Source organism: Micrococcus terreus (genome assembly GCF_900116905.1).
GTDB classification, from domain to species: Bacteria; Actinomycetota; Actinomycetes; order Actinomycetales; family Micrococcaceae; genus Citricoccus; species Citricoccus terreus.
In genome coordinates, this window is the sequence record NZ_FPCG01000005.1 from 131,849 (window position 1) to 150,343 (window position 18,495).

The window sequence follows — 18,495 nt, forward strand, 5'->3', positions numbered from 1 at the left end:
GGTGTCCGGCGGACGGAATCCGCTCCGCAGCCCGCTGGATCGGCGCCTGACCCGGATCGCCGGTCCCTCAGCCCTGGTGCTCTTCGGAGTCACCGGAGACCTGGCTCGCAAGAAGCTGCTTCCCGCGATCTACGACCTGGCCCACCGCGGCCTGCTGCCGCCGAGCTTCTCACTCGTCGGATTCGGCCGGCGGGACTGGACCGACGACCAGTTCACCGCTGAGGTGCGCAGCAGCGTCGAGGCCTCCTCGCGCACTGAGTTCAACGAGACGGTCTGGAACCAGCTGCGCGGCGGCTTCCGCTTCGTCTCCGGCGGGTTCGACGACGCCACGGCCTATGAGGACCTCGGCGCGGTCCTGAGCGAGCTGGAGGGCTCCCGTGGCACCGGGGGGAACACGGTCTTCTATCTCTCCATCCCCCCGGACTGGTTCGAGGAGGTCAGCCGCCAGCTGGCCGATCATGGACTGGCCGGCCGAGACGGTCAGCGCACGTCAGCGGCGGCCACTGCACCTTGGCGTCGCGTGGTGATCGAGAAGCCCTTCGGCCATGATCTCACCAGCGCCCGAGAGCTCAACGAGGTGATCGAGCAGGTCTTCGAACCCGATGCCGTCTTCCGCATCGACCACTATCTGGGCAAGGAGACCGTCCAGAACCTGCTGGCCCTGCGCTTCGCCAACCGCCTCTTCGAGCCTCTGTGGAACTCGAACCATGTGGACCACGTGCAGATCACCATGGCCGAGGACATCGGAATCGGAGGCCGTGCTGGGTACTACGACGGCGTGGGTGCGGCCCGTGACGTGATCCAGAACCACCTGCTCCAGCTCCTGGCCCTGACCGCCATGGAGGAGCCGATCTCCTTCGCCGCAGACCACCTGCGCGCGGAGAAGGAGAAGGTGCTGGCCGCCGTCGTGGTCCCCGAGGACGACGACGCCCTGGCGGCGTCGTCGGCCCGGGGACAGTACACCGGAGGGTGGCAGGGCGGTGAAGAGGTCACCGGCTTCCTGGACGAGGAGGGGTTCAATCCAGACTCCACCACGGAGACCTACGCTGCTCTCAAACTGTGCATCCACACGCGCCGCTGGGACGGCGTCCCGTTCTATCTGCGAGCAGGCAAGCGTCTGGGCCGCCGGGTCACGGAGATCGCCGTGGTGTTCAAACGCGCCCCCAATCTGCTCTTCCCAGGCCACGACTCCGACGAGTTCGGTCAGAACGCCGTGGTCATCCGTGTCCAGCCGGATGAGGGTGTCACCATCCGCTTCGCCTCCAAGGTTCCCGGCACCCAGCGCGAGGTGCGCGATGTGACCATGGACTTCGGCTATGGCCACGCCTTCACCGAGGACAGCCCTGAGGCCTACGAGAGGCTGATCCTGGACGTCCTGCTCGGCGAACCGCCGCTGTTCCCCCGCCAGGCCGAGGTGGAGCTGTCCTGGAAGATCCTGGATCCGTTCGAGGAGCACTGGGCGGCACAGCCGGGCCAGCCCGAGCCCTACTCCCCCGGCAGCTGGGGCCCGGCCGGTGCTGACGCACTGATGGCTCGTGACGGACGCACGTGGAGGAGACCCTGATGATCGTCGACCTCACCGATGTGACCACCTCCACGGTGGCCAAGGAGATGAACCGACTGCGCGAGTCCGGCGGCGTCGTCGCTCTCGGCCGGGTGCTGACCCTGGTCATCTCCACCCGCCCGGAGTACGTGGAGAAGGCGCTCACCGCCGCGAACCTGGCCAGTCGAGAGCACCCCTGCCGGATCATCGTGCTGGCCGCCGGGGATGCACAGGCACCCACCCGCCTCGACGCACAGATCCGGGTCGGCGGAGACGCCGGGGCCTCAGACGTCGTCATCCTCCAGGGGCAGGGCGCCAACGCCACAGAGTCCGAATCGCTGGTCGGAGCGCTGCTGCTCCCGGATGCACCCATCGTGGTCTGGTGGCCCCACGATGCCCCTGAGGTGCCCGCCGCATCGCCGCTGGGACGCATCGCCCACCGCCGGATCACGGATTCAGCCGCCGGTCCTCACGCGCGCAGCGCCCTGATGGCCCTGCGCACCTCGTACCGGGCCGGGGACACCGATCTGGCCTGGACCCGGCTGACCGGATGGAGGATCCAGCTGGCGGCCATCTTCGACCATCTGAACGCCAATGAGATCAGGTCCGTCACCGTGGAGGGCGCCGTGGACTCGCCCTCGACTATCCTCTTGGCGGCCTGGCTGACCCAGTGTCTGCACGTTCCAGTCACCATGGCCCGGTCCAAGGCCGGCCAGGGCATGCGGGCAGTGCGCTTCAGCAGGATCGGCGGTGACGTCGTGCTCTCTCGGATGGCCGGTGACGTGGCCTCGCTCTACCAGCAGGGCCACCCCGTTCAACGGATCGCCCTGGCGCGCCGGACCGACCAGGACTGCCTGGCCGAGGAGCTGCGCCGGCTCGATCCAGATGAGGTCTTCGGCGATGTGGTTCAGAACGGGCTGGCCCTGACCGACCTGAAGGAGGTGGCTCCCAGTGAACGCTGAGACCCCTGACGACCAGCTGCGAGTCCACACGGACCGGCAGGCACTCTGCAGGACCGTGGCGGGGGATCTGGTCGACGTCCTGCGCGAAGCGGTGGACACGCGCGGAACCGCCTCAGCCGTCCTGACCGGCGGCGGCACCGGAACTGGGATCCTCGAGGCTTTGGCCGCGCCGGAGCTGGCTGGGCAGGTGGACTGGTCCGCAGTCCATCTCTGGTGGGGCGACGAACGGTTCCTGCCTGCCGGCAACGGGGAACGCAACGAGGTCCAGGCCACGGATGCCCTGTTGAGCGCGCTGGTGGAGGACCACGGTCTGCCGCCGGAGAACATCCACCGGATGCCGGCTGCGGCTCCTCAGACGGCCCGGTCAGTGAACGAGGTGCACGATGCCGCCAGGGTCTACGCAGCCGCGCTGGCTGACCACGCCGCGGCCGACCCGGGCCCGGACCCCCGTCTGCCGGTGCTGGATGTCGTGCTGCTCGGCATGGGGCCGGACGCACATGTGGCCAGTCTGTTCCCCGGCCTGCCCGGGCTCTCGGCCACCGGCCAGACGGTGATCGGGGTGACGGACTCCCCCAAGCCTCCTCCGGAACGGATCTCCCTGACCCTGGAGTCATTGGGAACGGCCCGTCGGGTGTGGCTCGTGGTCGCTGGCCAGGACAAGGCCGAGACCGTCTCCACCGTCCGGGATGCCCGCGAACGAGGACAGCGGGACCCGAATCCCCTGCCGGCCACTGCGGTCAACGGAACCGTGCAGACCCGGTGGGACCTGGACCGGGGCGCCGCCGGGTTGGAGGACACCGGCGCCGACTGACACCGGCACACTGCATGACGAAGGGGCTCAGACCAATCGGTCTGAGCCCCTTCGTCCGTCGGCCTGACCGGAGGTCAGAAGTCCTGGGAGAAGCGCATGATCAAGCCGAGCGCGACGACGATGGCACCCCAGAACACCCCCAGCAGGATGGTGAGGCGGTTCAGGTTCCGCTCAGCCACACCGGAGGCACCGAGGGACGAGGTCACTCCACCTCCGAACATGTCCGACATACCACCGCCGCGGCCCTTGTGAAGCAGGATCAGCAGAGTCAGCAGCAGGCTGATCACGCCCAACGCGATCTGCAGGATGAGGGTCAGGACGTCCACGATGCTCTTTTCTGCGCGGCGGTCAGTCGGTCAGGAGGTGATGCTCGAACCTGACAATGCTAGCAAACTCGTCCACCTCCAGGCTGGCACCGCCCACGAGCACGCCGTCCACGTCACGTTCACGCAGGATGCTCGCCACGTTCCCGGACTTCACTGAGCCGCCGTAGAGCAGCCGCACTCGCGCGGCTGTGTCGGCGTCGTACAGGTCCTCGAGCTCGGCACGCAGGGCTCGGCACATCTCCTGGGCGTCCTCCGGGCCGGCCACCTCACCGGTGCCGATGGCCCACACCGGCTCATAGGCCACCACGAGGTCGGCGACCTGGTCGGCGCTGAGCCCATCCACTGCGGCCCGCATCTGCCCCAGGGTGTGCTCCACATGCTGACCGGCTTGACGGACCTCGAGACCCTCACCGACGCACAGGATCGGGCCCAGGCCGTGCTCCAGGGCGGCCTTGACCTTGCGCTGCACGACCTCGTCGGACTCAGCGTGGATCGTCCGGCGCTCCGAGTGACCCACCAGCACGTAGGTGCAGCCCAGCTTGGAGAGGAACTGCCCGGAGATGTCGCCAGTGTAGGCACCGCTGGTCTCCGGCGAGAGGTCCTGTCCACCGTAGACCAAGGGAAGACGGTCCGCGGCCACCAACGTCTGCACGCTGCGCAGATCGGTGAACGGCGGGAAGACCGCCACTTCCACCCGCTCGAAGTCATGGTCGGCATCACTGAGTGTCCAGGAGAGCTTCTGAACCAGGGTGACTGCCTCGAGGTGGTCCAGGTTCATCTTCCAGTTGCCGGCGATCAGCGGCGTGCGGTCATAGACGCCATCGGTCTTCGCGGTCATCTCAGGCACCATCCTTCTCGGACGAGCTCAAGGCCTGGACGCCCGGAAGGGTCTTGCCCTCCAGGTACTCCAGCGACGCGCCGCCGCCGGTGGAGATGTGCCCGAACTGAGAGTCCTCGAAGCCGAGAGTGCGCACAGCGGCCGCAGAGTCTCCACCTCCGACCACGGTCAGGCCGCGCGACTCGGTCAAGGCCTGGGCCACCGACCGGGTGCCGGCGGAGAAGGCCTCGAACTCGAAGACACCCATGGGGCCGTTCCAGAACACGGTGCGCGCCTCACGGATCTCCTGGGAGAAGGCCTCCGCGGTCTCCGGCCCGATGTCCAGTCCCATGGCTGAGTCACCGTGGGCACCGGTGGTCAATGCGTCCACCGGTAGTACCTCGTGCTCTGCATCCGCCGAGAACCCGGAGGCCATCACGATGTCGGTGGGCAGCACGATCCGAGCTCCACCCCCAGCGGAGCGCTTGAGGTAGTCCTGCACGACCTCCACCTGGTCCTCCTCCAGCAGCGATGAGCCGACGTCGTGACCCTGTGCCTTGAGGAAGGTGAAGAGCATGCCTCCGCCGATCAGCAGAGTGTCAGCCCGGTCAATCAGGTTGTCGATGACAGCCAGCTTGTCCGAGACCTTCGATCCGCCCAGCACCACGACGTAGGGCCGCTCGGGTTCACCGGTCAGCTTGGAGAGGACATCCAGTTCAGTGGCCACCAGGGTTCCCAGGTAGGCGGGCAGTCGAGAGGCGATGTCGTACACGGAGGCATGCTTGCGGTGGACCGCTCCGAACGCGTCGTTCACATAGGCCCCGCCCTCGCCCACGAGGGCCGCCATCTCATCGGCCAGGGTCGCGCGCTCGGACTCGTCCTTGGAGGTCTCGCGGGCATCGAATCGGACGTTCTCCAACAGCAGGACCTCACCATCCTGCAGTTCTCCTGCCAGGGCCTGAGCGGAGGATCCGGTGACGTCCTCGGCCAGCCGCACGGTCAGGTCGCTGATCTCGGCGAGCCGATCTGCGGCGGGCCGCAGGGAGTACTGCGGGTCCGGCTGACCCTTGGGTCGGCCCAGGTGCGCCATCACGATCACACGTGCGCCGGCCTCAGACAGGGCCCGGATCACCGGAAGAGAAGCACGGATACGTCCGTCGTCGGTGACAGTGCCGTTGTCCAGCGGCACGTTCAGATCGGAGCGGACCAGCACGGTGCGTCCGTCGACACCGGCGGAGATCAGGTCTTCAAGGTTCTGGGAGCTCATCGTGGGATTCTCTTCTCGCAGCAGGGCCAGGTGGTGGGAATGCGACCACGGCCCGTGCGGACGATGTCCGCACGGGCCGTGGTCATGGGGTCAGAGCTTGGAGGCGACCAGAGAGGTCAGGTCCATGAGCTGGGAAGTGTAGCCCCACTCGTTGTCGTACCAGCCGATGATCTTCACGGTCTTGCCGATCGACTTGGTCAGCGGAGCGTCGAAGGTGCAGGCGGCCGGGGAGGTGATGATGTCCGAGGAGACGATCGGATCCTCCGAGTAGACCAGGCGACCCTTCAGTTCAGCGGTCTCGGACGCCGCCTTGAACGCCGCGTTGACCTCCTCCTCGGAGGCTTCACGCTCCAGCTCGACGGTCAGGTCGGTGGCCGAACCGGTGATGACCGGCACGCGCATGGCGAACCCGTCCAGCTTCCCCTTGAGGGCCGGGAGGACCTCGCCGATGGCCTTGGCCGCACCGGTGGAGGTGGGCACCATGTTCTGCGCCGCGGCCCGAGCACGGCGACGGTCCTTGTGGTGCGGGTTGTCGTGCAGGTTCTGGTCGCCGGTGTAGGCGTGGATGGTGGTCATGATGCCGTCCACGATCCCGAAGGAGTCGTTCAGGACCTTGACCATCGGTGCCAGGCAGTTGGTGGTGCAGGAGGCGTTGGAGATGATGTCCATCGAGGAGGCGTCGTACTCGTCCTCGTTGATGCCCATCACGAAGGTGCCGTCGACGTCTTTGCCGGGGGCCGAGAGGATGACCTTCTTCGCACCGGCCTCGATGTGCTTGCGCGCATCCGGGCCCTTGGTGAACTTGCCGGTGCACTCGAGCACGATCTCCACGTCCAGCTCACCCCACGGCAGCTGACTCGGGTCCTTCTCCTGGAAGGTGCGGATGGTGACGCCGTTGGCCACGATGTTGCCGTCGACGACCTCGATGTCGTGGGCGTAGCGGCCCAGGATCGTGTCGTACTTGACCAGAAGGGCCAGGTCCTCTGGGTCGCTCAGGTCATTGATGGCCACGATCTCCAGATCGTGCCCCTCCTGCTCGATGACGCGCAGGGCGTTGCGTCCGATGCGGCCGAATCCGTTGATGGCGATCTTGGTCACTGTGAAGCCTTTCAGTGGGGCTGATGGTGCAGGACGTCGGGTCTGGAATCCAGGGTCCAGACTCGCTGAGGGCGGGCCGGTGGTGCCGCCCCGCCCTCAGCGGAGGATCACAGGGTGATGAGCTTCTGGGCGCCGGTGCGTGCGGCCTCGAAACGGGCGGAGACGTCAGCCCAGTTCACGATGTTCCACACGGCCTTGACGTAGTCGGCCTTCACGTTCTGGTAGTCCAGGTAGAAGGCGTGCTCCCACATGTCCAGCTGGAACAGCGGGATGGTGGCGACGGGAACACCGTTCTGCTGGTCGTAGAACTGCTCGATGACCAGGTTTCCGCCGATCGGCTCGTAGGCCAGCACAGCCCAGCCGGAGCCCTGGATGCCCAGAGCCGCAGCGGTGAAGTGAGCCCGGAACTTCTCGAAGGAGCCGAAGTACTCGTCGATGGCTGCGGCCAGCTCGCCCTCAGGCTTGTCACCGCCGTCCGGGGAGAGGTTCTTCCAGAAGATCGAGTGGTTGGTGTGTCCACCCAGGTTGAAGGCCAGGTCCTTGGAGAGCTGGTTGATGGAGCCGAAGTCCTCGGCATCGCGGGCAGCGGCCAGCTTCTCCAGGGCCGTGTTGGCGCCCTTGACGTAGGTGGCGTGGTGCTTGGAGTGATGCAGCTCCATGATCTTCGCGGAGATGTGGGGCTCCAGTGCCGCGTAGTCGTACGACAGCTCGGGAAGGGTGTATTCAGCCATGGTTCCTCCTTGGTGGACTCTTCGGCTCGGGCCGACCTGTCACGGCCGAACCCGGTCAGGGTGGGCATCGGGCCCGGATGCGCCTGAAGGCGCACGGGGCAGAGCCATCACCTCTCATCCTAGGCAGAACGGGGGCCTGATGGTCCACCCGTTCCGCTGTCAGCGGGAATGTTCAGGAGACGTTCAGCTCTCCGGGTCATCGGCCGTCACAGCGGCGTCAGTCCCGGGCAGGCCCTCCTCGGCAGCCCGCTTGTCGGCCATGGCCAGCAGACGCCGGATCCGTCCGGCGACCGCGTCCTTGGTCATGGGCGGATCGGCGAGCCGCCCCAGCTCATCGAGGGAGGCCTGCTTGTGCTGGATCCTGAGTTCGCCGGCGTAGCGGAGGTGGTCCGGAACCTCTTCCCCCAGGATCTGCAGGGCACGTTCCACCCGTGCGCCGGCCGCGACGGCAGCCTGGGCCGAGCGGCGCAGATTGGCATCGTCGAAGTTGGCCAGTCGATTGGCGGTCGCGCGGACCTCCTTGCGGGTCCGACGTTCCTCCCAGACCAGGACGGTGTCATGGGCGCCCATCCGCGTCAGCAGAGCAGAGATGGCGTCTCCATCGCGGATCACCACCCGATCCACGCCGCGCACCTCGCGCGCCTTGGCCATGATCCCCAGGCGCCGGGCCGCTCCGCACAGGGCCAGGGCCGCCTCCGGACCTGGACAGGTGACCTCGAGCGCGGAGGAGCGACCGGGCTCAGTCAGAGACCCGTGTGCCAGAAAGGCTCCGCGCCACACCGCCTCGGCGTCGCCGACCGAGCCGTTGACGATGGTGGAGGGCAGTCCGCGAACTGGCCGCCCCCGCACGTCCAGCAGGCCGGTCTGCCGCGCCAGTGACTCGCCGTCGCGAATGACGCGGATGACGTAGCGGTTGCCGCGGCGGAGGTTGCCGCCCGAGACCACGATGATCTCGCTGCCGTGGCCATAGACCTCCCCGATGGCCGCACGCAGTCGACGTGCCGTGGCGGCCTGGTCCAGCTCGGCCTCGATGACGATCCGGCCGGAGATGATGTGCAGGCCGCCGGCGAACCGGAGCATCGCCGAGACCTCAGCCTTGCGCTCAGAGGAGCGCTGCACGGCAACGCGTGCCAGCTCCTCCTTGACTGCTGTGGTCAGGGCCATGTGATTCGCCTCGCATATCGGGTCGGGTGATGGGGACAGTGAGCCTCACTGCGGAACGGTGGTGCCGCTCAGGAAGTGCCGAAGGCCTCCTGGAAGGCGACGGCGAGCCGCAGGGGGTCATGCACTGCACCACTGGATCCGGCCCCCACCTTACTAAACAGGACTCGGGCACCGAGCCGGGCGGAGGCCTCCTCGAAGGACTGGTGGTCACGCACGCTGCCCGGGTCGGCGATGATCACGTCCAGGGCGAGTCCGGGTGCCGTGGTGCGCAGGACCTCGAGGTGGTCTTCGGCGTTCATCCCCGTGGTCTCGGTGGTCTCGGTGGTGAGGTTCATCACCAGGGCCCGACGAGCCGGAGTGTTCACCAAGGCGTCCCGCTGTTCGGAGAGCATCAGGTGGGGCAGGACCGAGGTATACCAGGAGCCGGGCCCCAGGATCACCCAGTCAGCCAGTTCGATCGCCTCGAGGGCCTCCGGGCAGGCCGGAGCGTTCTCCGGTTCCAGCCGGATGTGCGAGACCCGACCGTTTCGACCGGCCTCGGCCAAGGCCGCCTGTCCGTGGACCACCTGATGGCGCAGGGCCCCTGACTCCTCGGACAGGATCGTCCCGGACATCACCAGGGGGACAGTGGACATCGGCAGGACCTGGCCGCGGGCCCCCAGCAGAGCGCCGGCCCATCGCAGGCCGGCCACCGGGTCCCCGAGCAGTTCCCAGAGGGCCACGATGAGCAGGTTGCCCAGAGCGTGGTCATCCAGGGTCCCGTCCACCCCGTCTTTGGATCGGAAACGGTGCTGCATCACATCGCGCCAGGTGGTGCCCCAGTCCGTGTCATCGCACAGTGCCGACAGGGCCATCCGGAGATCCCCAGGCGGCAGCACGTCCATCTCCTGACGGATGCGTCCCGAGGAGCCGCCGTCGTCGGCCACGGTGACCACGGCGGTGATCTCCCCCGCAATCAGTCGCAGGGCAGACAGGGTGCCGTACAGTCCGTGTCCCCCACCCAGTGCGGTGACGCGCAGTGAGGGATCGTAGGGGTGCGTTCCGGAGGATCGGGGACGCGGACGAGTGGTGACCGGAAGCTGGCCGGTGACATGGATGGTCATTCCCGCCCCATGTCCCGGTGCTGCAGGTTCACGGTGACGCGCGGCAGCTGGCCGAGTCGCCGTGCCAACTCGGCGGAGACGGCGACGGAACGATGCTTGCCGCCGGTGCAGCCCACTGCGATCGTGGCGTAGTGCTTGTTCTCTCGGCGGTAGCCCTCCAACACGGGCTGGAGCATGTCATGGAAGGAGCTGACGAACTCCTCGGTGCCGTCCTGGCCGAAGACGTAGGCGGCCACCTCCTCGTCCAGCCCTGTATGGGGCCGCAGCTCCGGCACCCAATGCGGGTTCGGGATGAACCTCACGTCGGCCACGAAGTTGGCGTCCTGGGGCAGGCCGTACTTGAACCCGAAGCTCATCACGTTCAGCCGCAGGACGATGGGCCCGTCCTCCGTGAACAGCTCGGTCACGGTCGTGGCCAGGGCGTGGACGTTCATCTCCGTGGTGTCGAGCACGAGGTCGGCCCGGTCCTTGAGCTCTTTGAGGAGGATCCGCTCTGCGGCGATCCCGTCCGGGATGCGGCCTGATCCCTGCAGGGGGTGTGGACGGCGGCCGGATTCGAAGCGACGCACGAGCAGCTCGTCCGCGGCGTCCAGGAACAGCACCCGGTACTCCACACCGTTGGTGCGGAACTGGGTCAGCGCCTCCTGGATGTGCTCGAAGAGCTTGCGCGAGCGGACATCGATCACCAGTGCCAGCTTCGGGATGGCCTCCGGTGATCGCGCCACCAGGTCCGCCAGGGTGCCGAACAGCTGCGGCGGGATGTTCTCCACCACGTACCACCCGTGGTCCTCCAGAGCGTGGGCGGCGGTGGTGCGGCCTGCCCCGGACATCCCAGTCACGATGAGCACTTCGGACCTGGGAGGCTTCACCGGTGTCAGATCCTCGTTCATGGTTCCAGCCTACCGATCCTCGGGACCCCCCGAAGACCCCGAGGTGAGGTGACGGTGGATGCTCTCCGCCAGCGCGGGACCCACCCCGGGCACCTGCTGGATCTCCTCCACGGTGGCGCCGCGAAGACGTTTGACGGACCCGAAGTGCTTGAGCACGGCGGCCCGGCGTGCGGGGCCGAGCCCGGTGACGCCGTCCAGGGCGGAGGCGGTCATCGACGTGGAGCGTCGCTGCCGGTGGAAGCTGATGGCGAATCGATGGGACTCATCGCGCAGGCGCTGCAACAGGTACAGCCCCTGGGAGGAGCGCGGCAGCACGAGGGGGAACTGCTCTCCCGGCAGCCACAGCTCCTCCAGGCGTTTGGCCAGACCGACGACCGGAAGGTCAGTGATGCCCAGATCCGCCAGCGCGCGGGCGGCCGAGGCCACTTGGGGCGGGCCGCCGTCGACCACCACCAGCGACGGCGGATAGGCGAAACGCCTGCTGGATGGCGCCCGAGCCGCGTGGCCCTCTCCGTCCGACTCGGATGCGCTCTGCTCCCCCACCGGTGCGACGTCGTCGGGGTCCTCCGGGATCTGGCCGGAGGCCAGGGGGCCACGCTGGGCGAGGTCCTCCACATAGTGTCGGAACCGGCGGGTGAGGACATCGCGCATGGCAGCGGTGTCGTCCTGGGCGGCGTCCCCGGTCACCGTGAACTTGCGGTAGTCCTGCTTCTTGGGGAGCCCGTCCTCCACGACCACCATGGACCCGACGACGTTGGTGCCCGAGACGTGGGAGATGTCGTAGCACTCGATCCGCAGCAGCGGCTCCGGCAGCTCCAGGGCCTCCTGCAGCTCCTGCAGGGCCGCTGACCGGGCGGTGAGGTCACCGGAGCGCCGGGTCTTGTGCAGACGCAGAGCCAGATCGGCGTTCTCCTGCACCGTGCCCATCAAGGCCCGTTTGTCTCCGCGCTGGGGCACCCGCAGGCTCACGGCCGCTCCGCGCAGCCCGCTCAACCAGGTCTGGACCTGGTCGGCATTCTCAGGCAGCTGGGGCACCAGGATCTCGCGCGGGATCCGACTGGTGTCCTCCAGGGCGCCGTAGACCTGTTCCAGCAGCGCCTCGATCATCTGGGGACCAGAGGCGTCAGAGACCTTCTCCATCACCCAGCCGCGCTGGCCGCGGATCCGCCCCTCCCGCACATGGAAGACCTGGACGGCGGCCTCGAGCTCGTCCTCCGAGAGCGCGAAGATGTCCGCCTCAGTGGAGTCCGGCAGCACCACGGCATTGCGCTCGAAGACGCGTCTGAGGGCGGCGATGTCATCCCGACGCCGGGCGGCGTCCTCGTACCGCAGATCGGCCACGGCGTCAGACATCTCCTGCTCCAGACGCCGGATGTGCTTCTGCGCATCCCCGGCCATGAAGTCGCAGAAGTCCTGAGCCAGTGCCCGGTGGTCCACCTCGCTGATCCGACCCACGCACGGTGCGGCGCACTTGTCGATGTAGCCCATCAGACAGGGTCGGCCGGAGAGCTCGGCGCGGCGGAACACTCCGGAGGAGCAGGAGCGCACGGGGAAGACCCGCAGCATCAGGTCCACGGTCTCGCGGATCGCCTTGGCTGGGTGGAAGGGACCGAAGTACTTCACGCCTTTGCGCTTGTCCCCGCGCATCACCATCACCCGGGGGTACGTCTCGTTCATGGTCACGGCCAGGTACGGGTAGGACTTGTCGTCCCGGTACATGATGTTGAACCGCGGCGCATACTCCTTGATCCAGGTGTACTCCAGCTGCAGCGCCTCCAGCTCCGAACCCACCACGGTCCACTCCACGGCCGCGGCAGTGTGGACCATGGTGCGGGTCTTGGGGTGCAGCCGTGACGGGTCGGCGAAGTAGGAGGTCAGCCGAGAGCGCAGGCTCTTGGCCTTGCCCACGTAGATGACGCGCCCGTCCGGGTCGCGGAAGCGGTAGACGCCTGGCTGGGTGGGGATCTCCCCGGTCTTCGGGCGGTAGCTGGACGGGTCGGTCATGCCTGAGACGAGGAGCTGTTGTACTCATCCACCCGCTCCTGGCCGGTCAGCACGGCGATCGCGTCCATCACCTGGGCCGTGGCGTCGCGGCGGACCGGCAGCGGGTGCTTGCGCCCGAGATGTTCGAACTGGAGGGGTTCGCCCACGGTGACGGTGAAGTGCCGCGGTCGGAAGCCGTTGGAGCCGGGAGGCTGCAGCTGTTCGGTGCCGATCAGCCCCACGGGGACCACGGGGACGCCGGTGGCCAGGGCCAGCCAGCCCACGCCCGTGCGCCCTCGGTACAGACGACCGTCCCTGCTGCGCGTGCCCTCGGGATAGATGCCCACTCCCTGTCCGTCCTCGACCAGCTCCACGAGCCGGTCCAGGGCGGCCACCGATGCCGCCTGCTCTCCTCGTTGAACGGGGATGGAGCCCACGGACTCGAAGAACTCCTTCATCACCCAGCCCTTCACGCCGGACTGGGTGAAGTACTCGGCCTTGGCGAAGAAGTGCACCATCCGCGGCATGGTGGCCTGGATGATCACCGAGTCCAGGAAGGACAGGTGGTTGGAGGCCACGATGAACCCGCCCTCAGTGGGCACGTTCTCCAAGCCGGTCACGGTGGGCCGGCAGGTGGTCTTCAGGGCCAGTCGGAATCCGGTGCGCAGTGCAGGGCTGGTCATGACACCCCATTCTGCAGTGTCCTGCACACGGTGGGCAGATCCACCGGGTCGGAGCACAGGGCCGTGGCGGCCTCCAGCTCGCCGGGAGCGGAGAATCCCCAGGTCACGCCCACACTGGGCAGGCCGTGGTGCTCGGCTCCGTCCAGGTCATAGTGCCGGTCCCCCACCATCACCACATCGATCACGTTGCGTGCCTGGTCTCCGGTGGACCTCCCGACGGCGGCCAGGGCCTGGGCGATCGCCTCCACCTTGGTGCCGTGGGCAGGCAGGGGCGCCTGCTCGTCGTCGGAGGCGCCGCAGACGGCGTGAAAGACGTGGTCCAGCCCCTGCAGGGCCAGCAGGCGACGCGCAGCGGACACGGGCTTGGAGGTGGCCACGGCCAGGACGTGGTCCTGGGCCAGGTCCTCCAGCGCCTGAGGGATCCCGGGGTAGGGGCGGCTGGCGGCCATGCCGGTGGCCCAGTATGCGGCCCGGTAGTCCCGGATCAGCGTGGACACGTTCTGCTCGGTGACGCCGTCCAGGTTGAGCAGGCCGGTGCGCAGCGGTGGGCCGACGAGGGAACGCAGCTGCTCCGGCGTGGGGGTGGGCAGACCGTGCCGGGCCAGAGTGGCGGCGATGCCCCCGGTGATGGAGCCGGCCGGGTCCACCAGGGTTCCATCCAGGTCCAGCAGGATCACCGGCCGACCGTCCACCGCCCCGCTCTGGTCCAGTTCCACCGATCTCACAGGATCTCCGCCAGGAACCGTCCGGTGTGGCTGGCCTCCACCCGGGCGACCTCCTCTGGTGTGCCGGTGGCCACGATCCTGCCGCCGCCGGAACCGCCCTCCGGACCGAGGTCGATGAGGTGGTCTGCGGTCTTGATGACATCCAGGTTGTGCTCGATGGTGATGACGGTGTTGCCCTTCTCCACCAGTCCGTTGAGCACGTCCAGCAGCTTGCGGATGTCCTCGAAGTGCAGACCGGTGGTGGGCTCGTCCAGCACGTAGACGGAGCGGCCATTGGAGCGGCGCTGCAGCTCGGTGGCGAGCTTGACCCGCTGGGCCTCGCCGCCAGAGAGCGTGGTGGCCGGCTGGCCCAGCCGCACATAGCCCAGTCCGACGTCCACCAGGGTGTTGAGGAAGCGGGAGATCTTCGTGTACGCGGAGAAGAACTCGGCGGCCTCCTCGATCGGCATGTTGAGCACCTCGGCGATGTTCTTGCCCTTGTAGTGCACCTCCAGGGTCTCCCGGTTGTACCGGGCCCCTTCGCACACCTCACAGGGGACGTAGACGTCCGGCAGGAAGTTCATCTCGATCTTCAGGGTGCCGTCACCGGAGCACGCCTCGCAGCGACCGCCCTTGATGTTGAAGGAGAACCGTCCGGGCTGGTAGCCGCGCACCTTGGCCTCGGGCGTCTCGGCGAACAACTGCCGGATGGCGTCGAACACGCCGGTGTAGGTGGCCGGGTTGGACCGTGGCGTGCGTCCAATGGGGCTCTGGTCCACGTGCACCACCTTGTCCAGGTGCTCGAGTCCCTCCACGCGCCGGTGCCGCCCGGGCACGTGGCGGGCGTTGTTGAGCTGATTGGCCAGGACCTTGTACAGGATCTCGTTGACCAAGGTGGACTTGCCTGAACCGGAGACACCCGTGACCGCGGTGAACACGCCCAGGGGCACCTCCACCGAGACATCCTGCAGATTGTTCTCCCGGGCCCCGACGACGGTCAGCTTCCGTTCCGGATCCAGCGGCCGGCGCTGGGCCGGGACGGGGATGGAACGTCGTCCGGACAGATAGTCGCCGGTGATGGACCGCTTGTTCTTCTTCAGACCGGCCAGGGACCCGGAGTGCACGATCTCTCCACCGTGCTCGCCGGCGCGGGGGCCGATGTCCACGATCCAGTCCGCCTCGGCGATGGTGTCCTCGTCATGCTCGACCACGATCAGGGTGTTGCCCAGGTCGCGCAGGCGCAGCAGGGTCTCGATCAGGCGCCGGTTGTCCCGCTGATGCAGACCGATGGAGGGCTCGTCCAGCACATACAGCACTCCCACCAGGCCCGAGCCGATCTGGGTGGCCAGACGGATGCGCTGGGCCTCACCGCCGGAGAGGGTGCCCGCCGGGCGCTCCAGGTTCAGGTAGTCCAGTCCCACGTCCAGCAGGAAGTGCAGGCGGGCCAGGATCTCCTTGAGGACCTGATCGGCGATCTGCAGGTCCCGCTCGCTCAGGTCCAGCCCCTCCAGGAAGTCGATCATCTCCGGCATGGGCAGGTTCGAGGCCTCGGCGATGGAGCGTCCACCGACCAGCACGGAGAGCGAGGTGGGGTTCAGCCGGGTGCCGTTGCAGGCCGGGCAGGGGATCTGCCTCATGTAGGACTCGTAGCGGTCCCGGGCCTGATCGGACTCGGTCTCCAGGTGCTTGCGGTGGATGTAGTCCACCACGCCCTCGAACCCCTGCGTGTACTTGCGCTCCCTGCCGAAGCGGTTGCGGTACTGGACCACCACCTTGTAGTCCTTGCCGTGCAGGATCGCGGTGCGGGCCGTCGTCGGGAGATCCTCCCAGGGCGTGTCCATGGAGAAGCCGAGCTCCTCGGCCAGACCGGACATCAGGCGCTGCCAGTACTCCGAGGTGGACTTGCCCATGGACCAGGGCGCCACGGCGCCCTCGCTCAGGGCGAGCTCCGGGTTGGGGACCACGAGCTCCTCGTCCACCTCCAGACGGGTGCCGATGCCGGTGCAGGTGGAGCAGGCGCCGAAGGGGTTGTTGAAGGAGAAGGAGCGCGGCTCGATCTCATCGATGGTCAGCTGGTGGCCGTTGGGGCAGGAGAGCTTCTCCGAGAACGAGCGGTAGCGCGGGGTGCCCTCGGCGTCCACCGCATCCCATTCACCACTGTTGGCCTTGCCGGGATCCACCTGGGCGTCCACGTCCACGAAGTCGATCACCACGAGGCCGTCGGCCAGCTTCAGGGCGGTCTCCACGGAGTCGGTCAGCCGCTGGCGGATCCCCTCCTTCATGGCCAGGCGGTCCACGACGACGGCGATGGTGTGCTTGACCTGCTTCTTCAGCTTCGGCGGATCGGAGAGCTGGATCTGTTCGCCGTCCACGATCGCCCGGGAGAAGCCCTGGGTCGCCAGCGAGGAGAACACGTCCACGAACTCGCCCTTGCGGCCGCGGGCCACCGGGGCCAGCACCTGGAAGCGGGTGCGTTCGGGCAGGGCGGTGAGCTGGTCCACGATCTGCTGCGGGGTCTGGCGCGAGGCCGGCTCGCCGCATTCAGGACAGTGCGGGACGCCGATGCGCGCCCACAGCAGCCGCATGTAGTCGTACACCTCGGTGATGGTGCCGACGGTCGAACGCGGGTTGCGGTTGGTGGACTTCTGATCGATGGAGACCGCTGGGGAGAGCCCCTCGATGAAGTCCACGGCAGGTTTGTCCACCCGGCCCAGGAACATGCGGGCATAGGAGGACAGCGACTCGACGTAGCGACGTTGCCCCTCGGCGAAGATGGTGTCGAACGCCAGGGAGGACTTGCCCGAACCGGACAGTCCGGTGAAGACCACCAGCGAGTCCCGGGGGATGTCCAGGTCCACGTTCTTCAGGTTGTGTTCGCGGGCCCCCTGGACGACGATCCGATCCGGATCGATGCTCTTGCCGCCGGACGCCGGACCTGAGGCGAGGCCGCGCCCCCGCCCCGACGTCTGGGCGGCTCCGCGGTCAGCGGTGGAGGTGCGGGCGGTGGACGGGGATGACTTCTGACGGGATGCGGACACGCCCTCCACTGTATTCCAGCACCCCTGTCGAAGTCATGTTCGAATCCGGTGGATCCGGCACCTTCCCGGGCGTGCTTCGCGCAGGGCGGAACAGCGTCAGCGCGGTCCGCCAGAGCCGAACACGGACTCCAGCTGCCGGACCGCCTGAGCGCGACTGAATCCCAGGGATCGTGCCCGTTCGGCATACACCTGGGCGGCCTCCAGCAGGTGCCGACGCGACTCGTCTCCATTGTGGGCCACCACCGTGCCCAAACGAGGCCGTGCCGTGACCACGCCGGCCTGCTCCAGCTCCTTGTACGCGCGCGCCACGGTGTTGGCGGAGACGCCCAGGCCCGAGGCCAGCGCCCTCACCGTGGGAAGCCGCGTGCCCACGCCCAGCCGCTGCTGCTGGATCAGCTCGAGCAGACCGGTGCGCACCTGTTCGAAGGGCGGGACCGTGGAGCTGGTCTTGATCGTCAACGCGTTCAGAAGCCAGACCGGGATCTCCGTGGTGGTCATCTCTCCGGTCCTCCTCCAGGCGGCACCCGCACCACCTGGCGCGAGCAGGGCAGTCAGTCCTGCCCAGTCTAAAGAGGTTTCGCCTGCAGGCCAGAAACAGATGCCAGCAGTCGGTGCTCTCTTGCCCCCGGGCCAGTGTGCGTCCCTAGACTGTCCCCCATGCCCACAGCTTCCTCAGCGATCCAGCTGCTCCATGACCTGCCCCGTGTGACGATCCGTCAGCGCTCGGTCTCGGAGATGGACAACAACGTCTACCTCATCACCTCCAAGACCTCCGGCGTGCAGGTCTTGATCGACGCCGCGGCTGATGCTCCCGCGATCGGCGAGCTGATCGAGTCGGCGCGTGAGGACACCCCGTGCGCACTGCGCCTGACCACCGTGATCACCACCCACCGGCACTGGGACCACATTCGGGCATTGGCCGAGGTGGTGGAGCAGACCGGTGCCGGCACCGCCGCCGGCGTGGACGACGCCGAGGCGATCACCGAGGAGACCGGCGTGGCCCAGAAGGGTCTGCTGCAGCACGGCGACACCGCCACCTTCGACGGGATCAGCCTGCGCGTGGTGGGCCTGCGCGGACACACCCCCGGCTCTGTCGCCCTGGTCTACGAGCCGGAGGACGGGGCACTGATCTGCTTCAGCGGCGACTCCCTCTTCCCCGGAGGGGTGGGCAACACCCAGCAGGACCCCGACCGGTTCGCCTCACTGTGGACCGATGTGAAGGAACGCCTCTTCGACGCCTACCCCGATGACACCGTGGTCCATCCAGGACACGGCGCCTCCACCACCCTGGGCCAGGAACGTCCCCACCTGCAGGAGTGGCGCGAGCGGGGCTGGTGACCCGGCGATCCTGGCGCCGCGGCGGATGGTCTCCGCC

The 18,495-nt window shown here is 67.8% G+C and carries 17 protein-coding genes; 4 read left to right on the plus strand and 13 right to left on the minus strand.

Going from position 1 to position 18,495, the window contains the following annotated elements:
• Position 1: 1 nt before the first annotated feature.
• The 3 genes from zwf to pgl are packed head-to-tail and all read left to right on the plus strand — an operon-like array spanning position 2 to position 3,316.
• A complete protein-coding gene (gene zwf / locus BM355_RS07945) occupies positions 2-1,564 on the plus strand; it encodes a glucose-6-phosphate dehydrogenase (RefSeq protein WP_425435612.1) in 1,563 nt (520 codons plus the stop codon).
• Positions 1,564-2,505, plus strand: coding sequence for a glucose-6-phosphate dehydrogenase assembly protein OpcA (locus tag BM355_RS07950; protein ID WP_091697136.1), 942 nt, complete (start codon positions 1,564-1,566; stop codon positions 2,503-2,505). Before zwf ends, BM355_RS07950 begins: the two co-directional genes overlap by 1 nt.
• Positions 2,495-3,316: a 6-phosphogluconolactonase gene (gene pgl / locus BM355_RS07955; protein ID WP_091696988.1), complete on the plus strand. Its 822-nt coding sequence runs from the start codon at positions 2,495-2,497 to the stop codon at positions 3,314-3,316. Before BM355_RS07950 ends, pgl begins: the two co-directional genes overlap by 11 nt.
• A gap of 74 nt (positions 3,317-3,390) precedes the next feature.
• Here the strand turns inward: pgl and secG are convergent, their stop codons facing one another.
• From secG to BM355_RS08020, 13 genes are all read right to left on the minus strand, one after another.
• Entirely contained in the window at positions 3,391-3,642 is a 252-nt protein-coding gene (gene secG / locus BM355_RS07960) for a preprotein translocase subunit SecG (protein WP_091696990.1), read from the minus strand.
• A gap of 22 nt (positions 3,643-3,664) precedes the next feature.
• Positions 3,665-4,480, minus strand: coding sequence for a triose-phosphate isomerase (tpiA, locus tag BM355_RS07965; protein WP_091696993.1), 816 nt, complete (start codon positions 4,478-4,480; stop codon positions 3,665-3,667).
• Position 4,481: 1 nt separating this feature from the next.
• The gene (locus tag BM355_RS07970) at positions 4,482-5,726 is read right to left on the minus strand and encodes a phosphoglycerate kinase (RefSeq protein WP_091696996.1); all 1,245 of its coding nucleotides are present in this window, start codon (positions 5,724-5,726) and stop codon (positions 4,482-4,484) included.
• A gap of 90 nt (positions 5,727-5,816) precedes the next feature.
• Complete coding sequence (gene gap, locus BM355_RS07975; RefSeq protein WP_091696998.1) at positions 5,817-6,824, minus strand: type I glyceraldehyde-3-phosphate dehydrogenase; 1,008 nt, start codon at positions 6,822-6,824, stop codon at positions 5,817-5,819.
• Positions 6,825-6,931: 107 nt separating this feature from the next.
• Complete coding sequence (locus BM355_RS07980; protein ID WP_091696999.1) at positions 6,932-7,555, minus strand: superoxide dismutase; 624 nt, start codon at positions 7,553-7,555, stop codon at positions 6,932-6,934.
• A gap of 183 nt (positions 7,556-7,738) precedes the next feature.
• The gene (gene whiA, locus BM355_RS07985; protein WP_091697001.1) at positions 7,739-8,719 is read right to left on the minus strand and encodes a DNA-binding protein WhiA; all 981 of its coding nucleotides are present in this window, start codon (positions 8,717-8,719) and stop codon (positions 7,739-7,741) included.
• A 68-nt stretch (positions 8,720-8,787) separates the two neighbouring features.
• Positions 8,788-9,822 (minus strand): gluconeogenesis factor YvcK family protein, encoded by a 1,035-nt coding sequence (locus BM355_RS07990; RefSeq protein ID WP_091697004.1) that lies wholly within the window; start codon positions 9,820-9,822, stop codon positions 8,788-8,790.
• Positions 9,819-10,712 (minus strand): RNase adapter RapZ, encoded by an 894-nt coding sequence (gene rapZ, locus BM355_RS07995; RefSeq protein WP_091697006.1) that lies wholly within the window; start codon positions 10,710-10,712, stop codon positions 9,819-9,821. The genes BM355_RS07990 and rapZ overlap by 4 nt, the downstream gene beginning before the upstream one ends.
• 9 nt (positions 10,713-10,721) lie before the next feature.
• Positions 10,722-12,716, minus strand: coding sequence for an excinuclease ABC subunit UvrC (gene uvrC / locus BM355_RS08000; protein ID WP_091697009.1), 1,995 nt, complete (start codon positions 12,714-12,716; stop codon positions 10,722-10,724).
• A complete protein-coding gene (locus tag BM355_RS08005; protein WP_091697012.1) occupies positions 12,713-13,378 on the minus strand; it encodes a lysophospholipid acyltransferase family protein in 666 nt (221 codons plus the stop codon). The genes uvrC and BM355_RS08005 overlap by 4 nt, the downstream gene beginning before the upstream one ends.
• Positions 13,375-14,094, minus strand: coding sequence for an HAD hydrolase-like protein (locus tag BM355_RS08010; protein WP_218154326.1), 720 nt, complete (start codon positions 14,092-14,094; stop codon positions 13,375-13,377). The genes BM355_RS08005 and BM355_RS08010 overlap by 4 nt, the downstream gene beginning before the upstream one ends.
• Before the next feature lie 5 nt (positions 14,095-14,099).
• Entirely contained in the window at positions 14,100-16,994 is a 2,895-nt protein-coding gene (gene uvrA / locus BM355_RS08015) for an excinuclease ABC subunit UvrA (protein ID WP_091697139.1), read from the minus strand.
• A gap of 222 nt (positions 16,995-17,216) precedes the next feature.
• On the minus strand, positions 17,217-17,618 hold the full coding sequence (locus tag BM355_RS08020) for a GntR family transcriptional regulator (protein WP_091697018.1): 402 nt from the start codon (positions 17,616-17,618) through the stop codon (positions 17,217-17,219).
• A 159-nt stretch (positions 17,619-17,777) separates the two neighbouring features.
• Between BM355_RS08020 and BM355_RS08025 the strand changes: the two genes are divergently transcribed.
• Complete coding sequence (locus tag BM355_RS08025) at positions 17,778-18,458, plus strand: MBL fold metallo-hydrolase (protein WP_091697020.1); 681 nt, start codon at positions 17,778-17,780, stop codon at positions 18,456-18,458.
• Positions 18,459-18,495: the final 37 nt, after the last annotated feature.

What these genes read in the sequence shown, in the direction of transcription:
- BM355_RS07950 (WP_091697136.1), top strand. Translation starts at nt 1,564, where the DNA reads ATGATCGTCGACCTCACCGATGTGACCACCTCCACGGTGGCCAAGGAG.
- tpiA (WP_091696993.1), bottom strand. Translation starts at nt 4,480, where the DNA reads ATGACCGCGAAGACCGATGGCGTCTATGACCGCACGCCGCTGATCGCC.
- BM355_RS07970 (WP_091696996.1), bottom strand. Translation starts at nt 5,726, where the DNA reads ATGAGCTCCCAGAACCTTGAAGACCTGATCTCCGCCGGTGTCGACGGA.
- BM355_RS07980 (WP_091696999.1), bottom strand. Translation starts at nt 7,555, where the DNA reads ATGGCTGAATACACCCTTCCCGAGCTGTCGTACGACTACGCGGCACTG.
- whiA (WP_091697001.1), bottom strand. Translation starts at nt 8,719, where the DNA reads ATGGCCCTGACCACAGCAGTCAAGGAGGAGCTGGCACGCGTTGCCGTG.
- BM355_RS07990 (WP_091697004.1), bottom strand. Translation starts at nt 9,822, where the DNA reads ATGACCATCCATGTCACCGGCCAGCTTCCGGTCACCACTCGTCCGCGT.
- rapZ (WP_091697006.1), bottom strand. Translation starts at nt 10,712, where the DNA reads ATGAACGAGGATCTGACACCGGTGAAGCCTCCCAGGTCCGAAGTGCTC.
- uvrC (WP_091697009.1), bottom strand. Translation starts at nt 12,716, where the DNA reads ATGACCGACCCGTCCAGCTACCGCCCGAAGACCGGGGAGATCCCCACC.
- BM355_RS08005 (WP_091697012.1), bottom strand. Translation starts at nt 13,378, where the DNA reads ATGACCAGCCCTGCACTGCGCACCGGATTCCGACTGGCCCTGAAGACC.
- BM355_RS08020 (WP_091697018.1), bottom strand. Translation starts at nt 17,618, where the DNA reads ATGACCACCACGGAGATCCCGGTCTGGCTTCTGAACGCGTTGACGATC.
- BM355_RS08025 (WP_091697020.1), top strand. Translation starts at nt 17,778, where the DNA reads ATGCCCACAGCTTCCTCAGCGATCCAGCTGCTCCATGACCTGCCCCGT.